The sequence below is a fragment of the Microbacterium marmarense genome (assembly GCF_037204165.1).
In the GTDB taxonomy this organism is placed as follows: Bacteria; Actinomycetota; Actinomycetes; order Actinomycetales; family Microbacteriaceae; genus Microbacterium; species Microbacterium marmarense.
Map to the genome: position 1 here is coordinate 693310 of NZ_JBBDGL010000002.1, position 15286 is coordinate 708595.

Sequence of the window (15286 nt, forward strand, 5' to 3'; positions counted from 1 at the left end):
TTCATGAGAGCTCCGTTGCCGATACGTTGCCGTTGCCCTGGATCCGACCAAGGGCGACAGCCGCCTATGGGAAAGGGCGCCGTTGCGGGGCGGACGACTCGACCGCCCCGCAGCGGCGCATGATCGCTACTGTTCGACGGGTTGTGACGCGTCAGACTCGTGCGCCTGAAGGGCTGCGACCGAATCTGCTGTCGCGACAGCGATGCGGCGCGGCTTGGCTTTCTCGCTGACCGGGATCGTCACCGACAGCACCCCATTGTCATAGGACGCACTGATCTGCTCGGTGTCGACGCCTTGGCCGAGGTTGAGTTGGCGTACAAAAGTCGCCGCCTCACGCTCTCGAGTGATCCACTTCACATCATCGCCCGATGCGAGAGTCCGTTCAGCGCGGATTGTCAGCAATTGACCGTCGACGTCGATGTCAACCGAGCCGGGGTCGATTCCGGGCAGATCCGCGGCGAGCACATAGTGGTCGCCGTCGCGGTAGAGGTCCATCGGCATGCGCCGCGGTCCACCGCGCGACTCGAGAAGGGTCGACGCAATACGGTCGAGGTCACGGAACGGGTCGTAGTTTGCCATAGTCATCTCCTTTTCTCTTCGCTCGAACGATGCGCTCGAGCGCCGATTCAAAGTTGAGCCCACATGACTCAACTGCTCAAATATTAGCACTCTCGGCAGTCGAGTGCCAGAAATCCGTAGTCACAACATCGGCCCCCAACCCCGCCCGAAACAGACGCACGACGCTCCCCCAGCTACCGTGGGGGGATGACCTCCGACCGCGCCACCCGCCGCATTGAACTGACGATGCACAAGCCGTGGTTTGCGCTCTATGGCGGAATTCGCCCGACGCTCATCATCGAAGGCAGAGGCCAACCCGTGCAGTGGGGCGTGGGCACATGGCAGCTCGCCGCCGACGAGTCGGTGACGCTGGGCGTGTTTCTGTTCAACCGAATGTGGCGATTTGGCGAAGCTCAGTTCACGCTCGCACCCGAGGACCCCGCGAAGCTGATCTACGAAGCGCCGATCTGGCCTTTCACACGCGGACGCATGCGGTTGGGCTAGCTCGCTACCGTTAAGTGATGTCGACACCGACCAGCGCGATCCGAGTGCCCATACGGTTGGGGGCGCGCGGGGTTGTGTCGATGACAGGGCTCGTCGTCGCAACGCTCGGGGCAACTCTGCCGCAGGCGATGACTGCCCCGGTGCTTGGAATTACGGCAGATGCTTTCGGTGTGACCACGGGGGACGCCACCTGGGCTCTCACAATCACATTGGTTGTCGCCGTCGCCACCACACCGGTCATCGGGCGAATGGGAGACGCCTACGGCGCTCGACGGACGCTGCTGATGGTACTGCCGCTGGTAGCACTCGGCCTGTTCATCACGGCGATCGCGCCCACCCTCGGGTGGCTTATCGCCGGCCGCGCCATTCTTGGGGTCGGCGGGGGCGTGTTTCCACTGGCCATCGCCGCTGTGCCACGACTCGTACCGGAACACAACCGCGCGGGCGCTGTAGGTCTGGTCACCGCGATGTTCGCCACCGGGATCGGGTTCGGCGTGCTGGTATCGGGGCTGCTGGTCGATCACATCGGCATCCGCGCCACTGCCTGGGTGCCGTTTGCAATCGTCGTGGCGAGCTGGGTTGTTCTCGCTTCCGCTCTCCCCCACATTCCCCGCCGCCGCAACGTCCACGTGGAGCTGCGAGCAGCACTGTCGCTTGCAGTTGGCGTGATCGCCGTTCTTCTCGCCTTCACCGAGGCACCACGCTGGCCCTCGCCGTGGTGGTGGATCATCGCACTTGTTCTCATCGCGACCGTTGCGCTTTGCTACTGGTTCTTTCGCGAGCGCGTGAGCCCCGATCCTCTCCTCGGCGCTCCCACTCTGCGTCTGCGCGGAGTGTGGGCCACGCAACTGACCGCATTCTTGCTCGGCGCAGCCCTGCTCGGCATCTACGTTCTCATTCCGGCGTTCGCCGAGGCGCCCTCTGGCGACGAAGCAGGACTCTCTGCGTCAGTGACGCTCGCTGCATTGCTCCTGTTGCCGGCGACGATCGCCATGCTCGTGGTCGGTCCGCTGTCAGGTGTGCTGCGTCGATGGATCGGCACACGCGCGCCCGTCATTCTGGGAGCAGCCACGGCCGCCGCCGGTGCGCTCGTGATGATTATCGCGCCGCGCGAACTCATCACCCTGCTGCTGGGTACCGTTCTGCTCGGCGCGGGTATCGCGGCGGCGTCTGCCGGGCTCGTGAACGTGCTGATCGACCACGTCGATGAGCAGCACGTCGGTGCGGCCACGGGCCTGACTGTCGTCGCTCGGCAACTCGGAGGTGCGGTCGGCGCATCGATGATCGCGGCGCTGATAGCCATTCAGTCGTCCGAGCCGGATGGCGATGTATACGCGGCGGCGTTCAGCGCTATCACGGCGATCACGGTGCTCGCGGTTCTCTCGGCGCTATTGATTCCGAGCGGCACGACTTCAACGCTGCGGCGAGTACGCAGCCGACTCGCACGTTGAACAGCCCCATAGATACAGCGTTTCCTTAATTCATGGTTTGCTGTATTCTCAAATGGTGCTCGCCACCACCGCCTCCGTGACCCACACCGCCGCTCTCGCAAGGCTCGGCTTTGCACTCTCGGATGCGACCCGAGTGGGCATTCTGCTTGCGCTTCGCGCAGGCTCGGCGTACCCCTCTGACCTGGCCGACTCGCTCGACGTCTCACGACAGGTGATGTCGAATCAACTGGCGTGTTTGCGCGGGTGTGGCCTCGTCACGGCTACGCCAGACGGTCGACGCACGCAATACCGTCTCGCAGACGCTCATCTCGCACCAGCACTCGACGAACTACTGCAAGTGGTATTGCACGTCGAACCGGGCTGCTGCTCCACTGACGTCTGCACCTGCTCATGACCGCGGCCACCGGAACGCTCTCGGCTCAGCGCAAAGCAACCCTGCAACGACGAATCCGCTGGATCGTGTCGGCGACTATCGTCTACAACCTGATCGAGGCTGTCATCGCGTTGACAGCGGGCAACCTTGCGAACTCGGCCGCCCTAGTGGCGTTCGGACTCGACTCAACAATCGAGGTGCTGTCGGCCGCAGCGGTCGCATGGCAATTCACGCGGCGAGATCCAGAGCGTTGGGAGCGAGGAACACTGCGGGTCATCGCCGTCGCCTTCTTCGCACTCGCCGCGTATGTCACCGCCAGTTCGCTGTTCGCGTTGATCACCCGCGTTGACGTCGAACACAGCTCGACCGGCATCGCGATCGCCGCGCTCAGCGTGGTGATCATGCCGTTCTTGTCGTTTGCAGAACGTCGCGCCGGTCGCGAGCTGGGGTCGGCGAGCGCGGTTGCCGACTCGAAGCAGACGCTGATCTGCACATACCTGTCGGCCGCGGTCTTGGTCGGGCTACTGCTGAACTCGGTGTTGGGCTGGTGGTGGGCCGACGCGATTGCCGGTCTCGTGATCGCCGCATTCGCGCTACGCGAGGGCATCGAAGCGTGGCGTGGTGACGCGTGCGCGACATCTGTAGGGATGCTACTTGAGGACGAGCACGACGATGATCGCCACGATCACGATCACCACTGAGCACGCACACCGTGCGATCTAGCTAGCGGCGACTTCTTCCCACGTACACGGTGTTAGATGACATCCCTTCAGTCACGGGGTTCGCAAAGTCCACGACATGCGCAGCCGTGTCGTCGAAAACCTGATCGAGCTGAACCATGAAGTCCGCGTCTGGCGGGTCGTCTGACCAAAGCGCGAACACGCCTCTCGATGCGAGATGCCGGTCAAGTGCGCGCAAGCCCTCCGCCTGGTAGAGGTCGGCGTGCGTCGAGTCGAGCTGATGGCGCGGGGAGTGATCGACGTCGAGCAAGATTGCATTCCACGCCCTCTGGTCATCACCCGGAGCGTTGCGCATGACCTCGAAGAAATCGTCGCAGACCAGCGTGGTGCGCGGATCGTCCACAAGCTCGGCTGAAACTGGCAACAGCTTGCGCTCATGCCAGCCGATCACGGTATCGAGACGATCGATCACGGCGAGCGCACCCACCCGACTGTCACGCAATGCCGCTACCGCGGTGTAGCCAAGACCAAGCCCGCCTACCAGCACGTTGAGGTCGTCGCCACCCACGACGGCGAGTCCGAGATCTGCGAGCGCGATCTCAGCGACAGTGAACAGACTCGACATCAAGTACTCTTCCCCGAGCTTTACCTCATAGATCTCGTGCCCCGCCGCAGGCTCCCACCGACGCCGCAGGGTGAGATCCCCCATCGGCGTCGGTTGCCAATCAAGTTCTTCGAACCGAGTGATCACGTGATTCCTTCTCGAGCGTGGCTTGCGTTCGAACGCAGCACTACTTCGCCTCCGGCAGCACGACAGTGCCCGTGCGCACACTTTCAACCGCGGTGTCGAACTCGCTCGAGATATCGTCGCTTGCGGTGTACGTGAATCGGCTGACTACGAAAGCCACGACGAGATTGAGCACAAAGCCAGGCACGATCTCATACATCACGCCCGAAAGCGCATCGATGTTGCCCCAGATCACCACGGTGATCGCTCCCGTGAGCATTCCGGCAATTGCTCCGGCACTCGTCAGCTTGCGCCAAAACAGCGATAGCAGCACAATCGGACCGAATGCGGCCCCGAAGCCCGCCCATGCGTAGGCAACGAGGTCGAGGATCGACGAATTTGGGTCCCATGCGAGAATCACGGCGATCACCGAGACGATCAGCACGCCCGTGCGACCGAGGATGACCTGTGCTTTGGGGGTCGCCTGCTTCTTAGCCACGATCTTGTAGAGATCCTCGACGAGTGCAGACGACGAGACGATGAGTTGCGACGAAATTGTGCTCATGATCGCGGCGAGCACTGCTGCGAGCACGAACCCTGCGATCAGGGGGTGGAAGAAGATCTGTGCGAGCTCAAGAAACACGCGCTCGGGGTTTTCGAGCGTGAGTTCAGGATGCTGCTGAAAATACGCGATTCCCACCAGCGCCGAAGCCATCGCGCCGAGAACTGAGAGAACCATCCAGCTGATCCCGATGCGCCGACCCGCGACGGCATCGCCGGGCGAGCGCAGGGCCATGAAACGCACCAGGATGTGGGGCTGGCCGAAGTACCCGAGCCCCCACGCCGCAGCGGAGATCGCCGCGAGAACTGTGCCGCCAGCGAAGAGGCTGAACATGTCAACTTCGGTACTCACCGCCCGAATGGACTCGATCGTGTTGGAGACTCCACCCGTCTGGGTGAGCCCGATGATCGGCACGGCAATAAGCGCACAGAAGATCATGATGCCCTGCACGACGTCGGTGTAAGTCGCTCCGATAAAGCCACCGAAGAGCGTGTACAGAACTGTCACGCCGCCCACAATCAGCATCCCGATCCAATACTCAGAGCCAAAGGCGCTCTGGAAGAACACGCCGCCGGCAACCATTCCAGATGAGACATAGAACGTGAAAAACACGAGGATGATGACGCCCGCCACCACTCGCAGTACTCGCGACTTGTCGCGGAGGCGGTTTTCGAAGAAGCTCGGCACGGTGATGGAGTTCTTCGAAACCTCGGTGTATGCACGAAGCCGGGGAGCCACGAACTTCCAATTGAGCCACGCTCCGATGGTGAGACCGATCGCGATCCAGCCTTGAAAGAGCCCGCCGATGTAGAAGGCGCCCGGGAGCCCGAGCAAAAGCCATCCCGACATGTCTGAAGCGCCAGCGCTGAGCGCGGCGACGCCGGGGCTGAGTTTTCGTCCGGCGAGCATATAGTCGTCGAGGTCGCTGGTGCGCTTGTACGCCCACCAGCCGATCCCGAGCATGGCGGCCATGTAAATGACCATTGCGATTACTTGGAAGACTCCATCATCCACGATTGCGCCTCTCAGTTGCGCGAGGCCACGAACCCTCGGATCCCAGCAAACCGCTGCGGCGGGAACAAGAGACTCTCGCGGTCCCGAGGCTAGCGCACAACCACGCCGGGAGGCAGGGCTGCGGTAGCGTGCACTCGTGAAGGTAACCAGACTGCGCGTGTATCCCGTCAAGTCATTGGCGGGTCTTGATGTCGATGCTGCCGATGTACACCCGTGGGGTCTCGCGGAAGACCGTCGGTGGGCAGTTGTTGCCCCTGACGGAAGCCCCGTGACCGCGCGAGAGGCAAACCACTTGCTGTCGTTGCGTGCGACGACGCTCGACAATGGCGGATTGCGTATAGACGGCGCCACCGACTCGTTGCACGTCGACGCACCGGTCCACGCTGAGTCAGTCACAGTCGGACATGCTGGGCAGGGCACGGCGTTGCTAGCTGACGCTGCCGCCAATGCCTGGTTGAGCGCGCAGCTCTCTCGGCCACTCCGGCTGGTGTGGCAGTCCGACCCGAAACGCCGCGCGATTGATCCGGCCGAGGGCGGGCTCGCGGGCGATCACGTCTCGCTCGCCGACGTCGCTCCCTTGCTGCTCACCAGCGAGTCGTCATTGACGCAGCTCGACGAGTGGACCGACGCCGAGGCCGCTCCGCTCGATATGGTGCGCTTTCGACCGAACATCGTTGTTGACGGCGACCCAGCGACGCCGTTCGCCGAGGACTCGTGGTCACGCATCCAACTCGGTGACGTGCGTTTTCGCGTGCTTGGTCCATGCGATCGATGCGTGATGACGACAATCGACCCCGCCACGCTCGAGCGGGGCAAAGAACCCATCCGCACCCTCGCCAAGCACCACCGCTGGGATGGCAAGACCTGGTTCGGCATCTGGCTTGTTCCCGAACTGCGCGGTTCTCGGGCATCTGCGATGATTGCGGTCGGCGAGAAGGCCGTGGCGCACTAAGACCACCCGCCCAGTCGCAACCCACCGTTGCTCGCCTCACCGGTCATCCATTCACACAACATGAAAGCTGATCAGTGAATCCCACCCAGCTCAAGCGATTCATTACGATCGTGGATCACGATTTGCACGTTCCGCGAGCCGCGGCATCCCTCGATATCCCGCTCGCATCGCTCTATACGACCATCGACAAACTCGAGGCCGAGACCGGGCAGCCCCTGTTCTCGCGTGCGAAGGCGGGCTGGACGCTCACTCCTGCGGGAGTTCTGCTGCGCGAAGACGCTCAACGCTTGATCGACGAATCACCGCCCGAGGTCGAGAAGCCGAAGGTTCCCGCGGGCGGTAAGGCCAAGGCTGCGAAGGGCAAAGGGCGCGCGCCTTCGGTCAAGGGCCAGCCGAAGCCTTTTAAGAAGCGCCAAGGGCGCTGATCCCGCTGTGGAATGAGCGCCCCTGACGTCGAATGATGGCTCAGTACTTGTAGAAGCCTTCACCGCTGGCGACTCCGAACTTGCCCTTGTCGAGAAACTCGGTTTTCAGAATCTCGGCGAACTTGATGCTGCTCGGGTTATCGCTCGCCGATGACACGTTGTAGGCCGTGCGCAATCCGATGACGTCGTACATCTGGAACGGACCCGACTGCGCGCCCGTTCCCTTGCGCCACGTGTGATCGATCGTTTCGACATCCGCAACACCGTTGACGTACAGCGCACTCGCTGCGTTGAGCAGCGGAACCAACAATGAGTTGAGAACGTAGCCCGGCTGCTCCTTCTTCACGAGGATCGGATCCATGCCGGTTTCTTCCGCGTAGGCGACGACCGCGTCGTAGGCCTCGTTCGAGGTGCGCTCCGTGCCCATGACCTCAGCGACGTTCTGCACCCAGATGTTGTTGGCGAAGTGCAACGCCAGGAAGCGGTCAGGGCGTCCCGCCTCGGCGGCATACTGGCTGGGCACCATTGTCGAGGAGTTGGTGGCAAAGATCGTCTTCTCGGGAGCGACCTTCGCCAGGTCGCTGAAGACCTTCTTCTTGAGATCAAGAATCTCTGGAACGGCTTCGATGACAAGATCTGCGTCGACAACTGCCTCGGCGAGGTCGGAAGACAGCGAAATCGATTCGGCTGCTTTGGCAGCCTGACCCTCCTCAGCATCGGGCATCGCTTCGACGTACACAGACACCAGCTTGTTGAAGCGCTCTCGTGCAGCCTCAAGGGCTTCGTCGTTGATGTCATACACGGTCACGTTCTTGCCGTGGAATGCTGCTTGATATGCGATCTGGGCGCCCAAGACGCCGCCGCCCAGAACAGTGACGTTGTTCAGTGTGTTCATTGATGTATTCCCTTCGACTTGCCAGCGCGAAAAACGCATGACGATAGTGCCGGTGGCAGATGCCATCGGAAACATCGAGGATGAGAATCGGGCTCATCCTCTGATCCGCAGGGCTTCGGTGAGGCATCGAAGCTGGTGCGAGTACAACCATGGAATGCAGAATGTGCATCTCTGTGATCGCTACATTTCCAGGCTATACCCGCGCAGATTCTGGGCCGCCGTCACGGGCAGAGTTTCGCCACGAGCGTCATCGTTCGGTGACAGTGCCCGCTTCAACCCGCCAATGACGATCAGTCTTCACAGTGGCGAGCATTCGCCGATCATGAGTGACGAGCAACAGTGTGCCGTCATAGGAGTCGAGCGCCTGCTCAAGCTGCTCGATTGCTGGCAGGTCGAGGTGGTTCGTCGGCTCATCGAGCACGAGCACGTTGACGCCGCGAGCCTGCAGCAGCGCGAGCCCTGCACGGGTGCGCTCCCCCGGCGAGAGCTCATCGACGGGGCGATTCACGTGATCGGCTTTGAGCCCGAACTTGGCTAGCAGGGTGCGCACGTCGCCCGATGCCATCTCAGGAGTCAGACCTGCGATCGCCGTAGCCAGCGCCTGCGAGCCGGCGAGAAGCGCACGCGCTTGATCGATCTGGCCGATCTGCACGTTAGCCCCCAGGCTGGCACTGCCTTCATCGGGCGGCTGCGTGCCCAGCAGGGCGCGCAACAGGGTCGATTTGCCGGCACCGTTCGGGCCGGTGATGCCGATGCGTTCGCCGGCGTTGACCTGAAGCGACACGGGCCCGAGTGTGAAATCGCCTTGTCGGAACACCGCTTTGCTCAGCGTCGTGACGACAGAACTTGAACGTGGCGCAGAACCGATCGTGAATTCAAGCTGCCACTCTTTGCGCGGCTCTTCGACTTCGTCGAGGCGGGCTATGCGGCTTTCCATCTGGCGGACTTTTTGTGCTTGCTTTTCGCTTGATTCGGTCGCCGCTTTGCGTCTGATCTTGTCGTTGTCCGGCGACTTTTTCATCGCGTTGCGCACTCCTTGGCTCGACCACTCGCGTTGAGTGCGTGCCCGCCCCACCAGATCTGATTTCTTCTCAGCGAAATCGTCGTATTTCTCTCTCGCTTGGCGTCGCAACGTCGCGCGCTCTTCGAGGTAGGAGTCGTAGCCGCCGCCGAATACGCGGTTGGAGTTCTGTGCGAGGTCCAACTCCAGCACCCGTGTCACACATCGCGCAAGAAACTCGCGGTCATGACTGACCAGCACCACGCCGCCGCGCAGCCCTCGCACGAATGCTTCGAGCCGTTCTAGCCCATCAAGGTCCAAGTCGTTGGTGGGCTCATCGAGCAGCACGATATCGAAGCGACTCAGCAGCAGGGCCGCCAACCCGACGCGAGCTGCTTGACCGCCCGAAAGTGAGGTCATCATCGTCTGCTCGGGCGCGTCGCCGAGATCAAGGCCAAGTTCTGCGAGCACAACCGGCAAGCGCTCGTCGAGATCAGCCGCGCCGCTCGCAAGCCAACGGTCAAGGGCAAGCGAGTAGACATCAGCGGGGTCGGTGCCCGGGGCGGCCAGCGATTCGTCGCCGAGCGCAGCAGCGGCAGCATCCATTTCTCTTGATGCTTCGGCACAACCCGTGCGACGCTCGACGTACTCTGCGACGCTTTCGCCTGCCACACGCTCGTGCTCTTGGGGCAGCCATCCGACGAACGCGTCAGACGGTGCGAGCGAGATCGAACCCGACTGCGGCTCATCAATGCCTGCGAGCAGGCGCAGCAAGGTGGACTTGCCCGCACCATTGGCCCCCACCACCCCTACGACATCGCCCGGGGCAACGGTCAATTCGAGGGCATCGAACAGCGTGCGATGGCCATGTCCGCCCGCAAGGCCCTGCGCGACAAGTGTTGCGGTCATTGATTGATCATTTCACCCGACGGCGCCCCGCGATGACCGCCGCGACATACAAAGCGCCGCGGCGGCGCAGCGTCAGGCGGCGGGCAGACTCGGGTAGTCTGTGTAGCCCTCAGCGCCGGGTGCATAGAACGTGGCTGGGTTGGGCTCGTTCTCGGGGTGACCACCCTGCCAGCGTGCAACCAGGTCGGGGTTCGCGATCGAGGCGCGACCGACCGCAACGGCATCAGCTTCGCGACGCTCGATGAGCCCGTTCGCCTCTTCTTTCGTGGTGAGCTTTCCAAAGCCGCTGTTCGCAATGAACACACCCTCGAAACGGGCGCGCAGCGCTTGAACGAAGGCCCCTGCAGGTTCTGCGTGCAACAGGCTCAGGTAGGCGAGCCCCAGCGGCGCGAGGCCCTCCATGAGTGCCCCGTACGTCGCGCGCACATCGTCATCATCGGTCTCGAGCACACCCTGGATATTGTGCGCCGGCGAGATCCGAATGCCGACGCGTCCTGCACCGACCGCCTCGGCCACCGCCGTCGCCACCTCGATGACGAATTTCGCCCGTGCCTCAGGAGAGCCCCCGTAAGCGTCCGTGCGGCGATTCGAGTCGGGTGACAGAAACTGGTGCAGCAGGTAGCCGTTCGCGCTGTGCAGCTCGACGCCATCCATCCCTGCGGCGATCGCCCGCGTGGCTGCGGCCACGAACTCTTCTCGCACCTGCGCAAGCTCGTCGGTGGTGAGCGCGTGCGGCACGGGGAACGGCTTCTTACCGTCGGGCGTGCGAACTTCGCCGTCGATCGCGATTGCGCTCGCAGAGACGATGCGGTCGGTGCCGGTGATGTCGGTGTGTGAGACACGTCCACTATGCATGAGCTGCATCACGATGAGACCATCCTGCGCATGAACCGCATCGGCGACTGCGCGCCAGCCCTCAACTTGCTCGTCGGTGACGATGCCCGGCTGGCCCATGTATGCACGTGACTCCGCGCTCGGAAAAACACCCTCGCTGATGATCATGCCGTGGCTCGCCCGCTGAGCGTAGTGCTCAGCGACGATTGCGCCTGGCACTGCGTCCATTCCCGAGCGCAGGCGTGTCAATGGCGCCATAACGACGCGGTTTGCAAGATCAAGGTCACCGACGGTGAGCGGGGAAAACAGATCCACAGATGAGGTCCTTTCAGCGAAAATCGGCGCCATCAGATGCGGGCCGACACGAGGGGAAACAACCGGCGATCACGGGCTATTCCTTGCGATGGATGCTGCACCGTTGCCAGGCGCAGGCTTGGGCGCCCGATGTCTGACCCCCCTGCCACAATTAGAACATGCATTCGAACGGAGTCATCGGTTTCACCGACGCAGACTCGGCAGAACTCGCCGCACTGATCGGTCAAGTTGAGCAGACTCAACGTGAGATTTCTGCAGCACAAGCTGCCCAGACGCGTGCGCTTGCGCGTGCCGGCAACCTTGCGCGAAAGCAATGCACACGCGCGAGCACAAAGGTGCGTGATCATGACATGGCGCTGCGTGCGATCGCCGCCGAGGTTGCTGGCGCGATGCATACAAGCGACCGATCAGTGCAACGCCAGATCGGCGACTCCATCGAGCTTGTCGAGGACTACCCAGCGACACTCGATGCCTGGGGTGACGGCATGATCACCCGAGCTCACGTGCGCGTGATTGCAGACACTGGCACAGTGCTCCCACCCGAGCGACGGGCAGAGTTCGAAATTGTGGCCCTGCGAACGTGCGAGGGCGAAACGGCCGGCCGAGTGCGGGCACAGCTCGAACTGCTGGCAGAGCAACTGCATCCGCGCACCCTCGCGGAGCGCCACCACGATGCGCGCGAGAACCGCAAAGTGCGCATCCTTCCACTCGCCGACGGTATGTCAGACCTGTGCGCGACACTGCCAACGCTCCTCGCCGACGCGATCTATGACCGGTTGACACAGCAAGCCCGAAGCATCGTCGATGAACGCGCACAGGCCGCCACGGAACTTCGAGCAACGTCGGCCGCGACAGCCGCTACCGGCGAGGTCAATGCGAACAGCGCGATTCCGCGCGAGTTCGTCGCCTCCGACAACCGCACCGTCGACCAGGTGCGATCGGATGTGCTCGCCGACATGCTGCTCACCGCAGCGCCTGCAGCCGACCCCACGCGCACTGACGATGGGCCGGGAACGCTAGGAGCGATTCGGGCGAAGGTGCAAGTGGTGGTGCCCGCACTCACGTTGCTCGGGTCTGATGCCAATCCCGCCGATCTCGTCGGGCGCTCCCCCGTCGACCCCGACACCGCTCGTCGACTCGCAGGCGCGACACGTTCGCCTTGGGAGCGAGTGCTGACGCATCCGGTGACGGGAATGGTGCTTCATGTCGATACTTACCAGCGCACCGCCGCAATCGATCGCTTCTTGCGGGCGCGCGACCAGCACTGCAGATTTCCGGGCTGCCGAATGCCTGCGGTGCGTTGTGAGGTCGACCACACGCTCGATCACGCACTTGGCGGCAAGACTCACGTGAAGAATCTGGCCCACTTGTGCCAACGGCATCACAGTATGAAGCAATTCACCGCTTGGCGGGTGAGGCAACTGGGCGACGGAGTGCTTGAGTGGACCTCGCCCCTTGGCCGGAGCTATGTAGAAGACCCGCCCCATCTGGGCGTGCATTTTCGTCCGTCACAGATTGACCACGAGGGTGAATCGGATCCACCCGATCAAGACACGCCCGCTATTGCGGGGCCTGACCATTGGTGGCCAGGCGACGACGCGCCCGGTACCCCGCCTGACGACGCGTCCGACGGTTCAGTCGGTAGTGCGCCGTTCTGATCAGTCCCAGTCCAGGTAGTCCTCGATCGCCCACGACGTCGCACCGATGTGCGTCGCGGGGAACATGTGGTTGCCGCCTTCAACCGGCACGACGCTCACTCGGTCAGATGCAGACGCCTGCAATGCCTCACCGTTTGCCGGTGGCGTCAGCTCGTCGTCAACACCCTGAATGATCAGCACTGGCAGGCCCTCTGCCAGTGGCACCGGACCGCCCGCTGCTTCACGTGCATCTCGCTGCATCGCCGCAACTTCAGCGTCGTGCATACGCGCGGGAATTCCGGGAAAGTCGAGGGAGCTCGCCGTCTGGTCCGAGGACTCCACACCCATCAACAGCACACCGTTCACGCGGTCATGGTGATCCGCCGCCACCGAGCGTGCCACTGAGCCACCGAACGCGTGGCCGCCAACCCACGCATTCTCAACGGACAGGTGGTCCATGACGTCAATGACGTCTTGGGCGAGGTCAGACATCGTCACAGCGGCATCCATAGAAGGTCGACGCGAACCGACACGGATCACGCGGAAGTCTTCTTCGGCGACCGAATGCGCAAGTGTTCCCAGGTACGAGATGTTCAGGCCTTGGCCAGCAATCAATACAACAGCGGGCCCGTTGCCTTCGACGGCGTATGGAATCGCACGTCCCTCGGGTTCGAACGTCTGGGTTTCAGTCACAGCGCGGAGTCCTCTCGAAAGCGGTTTCATGCCGGTCGACCACGGCTAGGGATGAAGAAATTGACCAGATTTGATCCGCCGACATTCTCTCACAGCGCTCTCACCAGTCCCGCTGAACCCCAGCGCCAGTCGTGGTCAGCCACAACGGAGCACGTGACTGAGCGAGCCGTTCGAGAGCGGCTGGTAGTGTCGGCGCCCATGAGACGCCAGACCCTATTCCTGCCGACGATCGTCGTGAGTGCAGCGCTGCTCGCGTCGTGCGCTGGTAGTTCGGAGCCTACGCAGAAAACGGTGAGCTCAGACTCGACAAGCAGTAGCGGCGACACCTCGAGCACTGCGGAGTCGCAGGAGTTTCCCGATGTAGTCGACGCGACGCTTTCTGCGAGCGGTGACGAGTTCACGATCGCAGTCACGATCTCGTCGCCCTACGATACGCCGCAACGCTACGCGGATGGTTGGCGGGTGCTCTCCCCCGGCGGTGACGTGCTCGCCGAGCATCAGCTGGGACACGATCACGCGAATGAACAGCCGTTCACCCGCACTGGCGGCACGTTCGCGATTCCCGAAGGCGTCGACGAGGTGACCGTCGAGGGGCGAGACCAAGACAATGGCTACGGCGGCGCGACCGTGACGATCGAAGTGCCGCGCTGACTCTCTGACGCTCGCTCACCCAGGCGATCTCGGCGCAACCGCCACCGCCGCGGATTCGCCACCGCGGCCAGCACCGCCTCCGCGCAACGAGGGTAAGGTGGCGGGAGCCCAACGAAGGAGACGTATGTGCCGCGTGCTCGCCTACCTCGGCCCTGAGACACCACTGGAGAACCTCCTACTCAGGCCGCAGAACAGCCTGATCAACCAGGCACTCGACCCCGAACGGCACCCAGAGCTCCAGTTGGCCGGATGGGGATTCGGGATCTGGGGCGAGCACCTGCTGAAGCCAGAAGAACCCTTCATCTACCGCCGGCCCATGGCGGCCTTTTACGACGACAACGCCAGCCGGATGATCCCCAGCCTTCAGGCCAGCACGATGCTGGCGCACGTGCGGGCCGCGGCGTACGACTCGAAGGTCGTGATGGCCGACGAGAACTGCCACCCGTTCTCTTTCGAGCAGACCCCGTGGATCGTCGCCCAGAATGGCTACCTGCCCAACTGGCAGCTCCTGCAACGCGAACTGTTGCAGCACTGCGAGGATCGGTATCTCAAACAGTTGCGCGGGAACACCGACACCGAGTTCATCTACGTGCTACTCCTCTCGCTGCTCGAGGGTGACAGCAACGAGGACGTCCAACGAGCGATCGAGAAGCTCATCGAACTGATCGCCCAGGCTATGAAGGACCTCGACCTCGGCGCTCTGACCAAGCTGAAGATGGCCCTCGTGTCGGCAGACCGCATCATCGGTGTCAACGTCGGCCTCGGTCACCACGGTGAGGCCAATCCCGCCGGCGACTCGAAGGAGCTGCGGAAGTCAGCCCCCGACAGCGACGATTTCGCGCTCTCTATGCTCCTCGAGCCGATGTACCTACTGATGGGACGCAACTTCGACCACGACGCGACGACCTACGACTTTGAGGAGTGCGGCGAGGATGACGCGACCGGTGTCATATTCGCCTCCGAACCCTTGACCGAGGCTGACTATTGGTCGCAACTTGAGTTCGGCGAGATCGTCTTCCTCGAGAAACACGGCGAGCGCATCACCAGAACCATCAACACGCTGAACGTCTGAACGCGCTAGGTGTTCTTCTCACGGAGATTGTGAA

16 protein-coding genes are annotated in these 15286 nt (G+C 62.7%); 9 read left to right on the forward strand and 7 right to left on the reverse strand.

Annotated elements, in window-relative coordinates; all coding sequences use genetic code 11:
* Positions 1-126 precede the first annotated feature (126 nt).
* Positions 127-579: an Hsp20/alpha crystallin family protein gene (locus WDU96_RS09740; protein ID WP_337338283.1), complete on the reverse strand. Its 453-nt coding sequence runs from the start codon at positions 577-579 to the stop codon at positions 127-129.
* Positions 580-765: 186 nt separating this feature from the next.
* Here WDU96_RS09740 and WDU96_RS09745 point away from each other — a divergent pair, with 186 nt between their 5' ends.
* From WDU96_RS09745 to WDU96_RS09760, 4 genes are read left to right on the forward strand one after another with little or no spacing between them, the layout of a single operon-like run.
* Positions 766-1062: a hypothetical protein gene (locus WDU96_RS09745; protein WP_337338284.1), complete on the forward strand. Its 297-nt coding sequence runs from the start codon at positions 766-768 to the stop codon at positions 1060-1062.
* Positions 1063-1079: 17 nt separating this feature from the next.
* A complete protein-coding gene (locus WDU96_RS09750) occupies positions 1080-2513 on the forward strand; it encodes an MFS transporter (protein ID WP_337338285.1) in 1434 nt (477 codons plus the stop codon).
* Between the two features lie 52 nt (positions 2514-2565).
* The gene (locus WDU96_RS09755; protein ID WP_337338286.1) at positions 2566-2907 is read left to right on the forward strand and encodes an ArsR/SmtB family transcription factor; all 342 of its coding nucleotides are present in this window, start codon (positions 2566-2568) and stop codon (positions 2905-2907) included.
* Positions 2904-3587, forward strand: coding sequence for a cation diffusion facilitator family transporter (locus tag WDU96_RS09760; RefSeq protein WP_337338287.1), 684 nt, complete (start codon positions 2904-2906; stop codon positions 3585-3587). Before WDU96_RS09755 ends, WDU96_RS09760 begins: the two co-directional genes overlap by 4 nt.
* Before the next feature lie 22 nt (positions 3588-3609).
* Here WDU96_RS09760 and WDU96_RS09765 read toward each other — a convergent pair whose 3' ends face one another.
* Both WDU96_RS09765 and putP read right to left on the reverse strand, forming a co-directional pair.
* Positions 3610-4317 carry a polyamine aminopropyltransferase gene (locus WDU96_RS09765; protein ID WP_337338288.1) on the reverse strand — a complete coding sequence of 236 codons (708 nt, stop codon included), beginning with the start codon at positions 4315-4317 and terminating at the stop codon, positions 3610-3612.
* A gap of 40 nt (positions 4318-4357) precedes the next feature.
* Positions 4358-5869, reverse strand: a complete 1512-nt coding sequence (gene putP, locus WDU96_RS09770) for a sodium/proline symporter PutP (RefSeq protein WP_337338289.1) — start codon at positions 5867-5869, stop codon at positions 4358-4360.
* Between the two features lie 136 nt (positions 5870-6005).
* On the opposite strand from putP, the gene WDU96_RS09775 reads away from it, so the two are divergent.
* Together WDU96_RS09775 and WDU96_RS09780 are read left to right on the forward strand one after the other, a co-directional pair.
* Entirely contained in the window at positions 6006-6821 is an 816-nt protein-coding gene (locus WDU96_RS09775; RefSeq protein WP_337338290.1) for an MOSC domain-containing protein, read from the forward strand.
* Positions 6822-6895: 74 nt separating this feature from the next.
* Positions 6896-7246, forward strand: a complete 351-nt coding sequence (locus WDU96_RS09780; RefSeq protein WP_337338291.1) for a LysR family transcriptional regulator — start codon at positions 6896-6898, stop codon at positions 7244-7246.
* A gap of 40 nt (positions 7247-7286) precedes the next feature.
* On the opposite strand, the gene WDU96_RS09785 is transcribed toward WDU96_RS09780, so the two are convergent.
* From WDU96_RS09785 to WDU96_RS09795, 3 genes are all read right to left on the reverse strand, one after another.
* Positions 7287-8141 carry a 3-hydroxyacyl-CoA dehydrogenase gene (locus WDU96_RS09785; RefSeq protein WP_337338292.1) on the reverse strand — a complete coding sequence of 285 codons (855 nt, stop codon included), beginning with the start codon at positions 8139-8141 and terminating at the stop codon, positions 7287-7289.
* A 247-nt stretch (positions 8142-8388) separates the two neighbouring features.
* On the reverse strand, positions 8389-10050 hold the full coding sequence (locus WDU96_RS09790; RefSeq protein ID WP_337338293.1) for an ABC-F family ATP-binding cassette domain-containing protein: 1662 nt from the start codon (positions 10048-10050) through the stop codon (positions 8389-8391).
* A 72-nt stretch (positions 10051-10122) separates the two neighbouring features.
* Positions 10123-11199, reverse strand: coding sequence for an alkene reductase (locus WDU96_RS09795; RefSeq protein WP_337338294.1), 1077 nt, complete (start codon positions 11197-11199; stop codon positions 10123-10125).
* 158 nt (positions 11200-11357) lie between these two features.
* Here WDU96_RS09795 and WDU96_RS09800 point away from each other — a divergent pair, with 158 nt between their 5' ends.
* Positions 11358-12857: an HNH endonuclease gene (locus WDU96_RS09800; RefSeq protein ID WP_337338295.1), complete on the forward strand. Its 1500-nt coding sequence runs from the start codon at positions 11358-11360 to the stop codon at positions 12855-12857.
* Here the strand turns inward: WDU96_RS09800 and WDU96_RS09805 are convergent, their stop codons facing one another.
* Positions 12858-13529 (reverse strand): alpha/beta fold hydrolase, encoded by a 672-nt coding sequence (locus WDU96_RS09805; RefSeq protein ID WP_337338296.1) that lies wholly within the window; start codon positions 13527-13529, stop codon positions 12858-12860.
* 198 nt (positions 13530-13727) lie between these two features.
* Between WDU96_RS09805 and WDU96_RS09810 the strand changes: the two genes are divergently transcribed.
* Together WDU96_RS09810 and WDU96_RS09815 are read left to right on the forward strand one after the other, a co-directional pair.
* Positions 13728-14180, forward strand: a complete 453-nt coding sequence (locus tag WDU96_RS09810; protein ID WP_337338297.1) for a hypothetical protein — start codon at positions 13728-13730, stop codon at positions 14178-14180.
* Positions 14181-14304: 124 nt separating this feature from the next.
* Positions 14305-15252: a class II glutamine amidotransferase gene (locus tag WDU96_RS09815; RefSeq protein WP_337338298.1), complete on the forward strand. Its 948-nt coding sequence runs from the start codon at positions 14305-14307 to the stop codon at positions 15250-15252.
* Positions 15253-15286 lie beyond the last annotated feature (34 nt).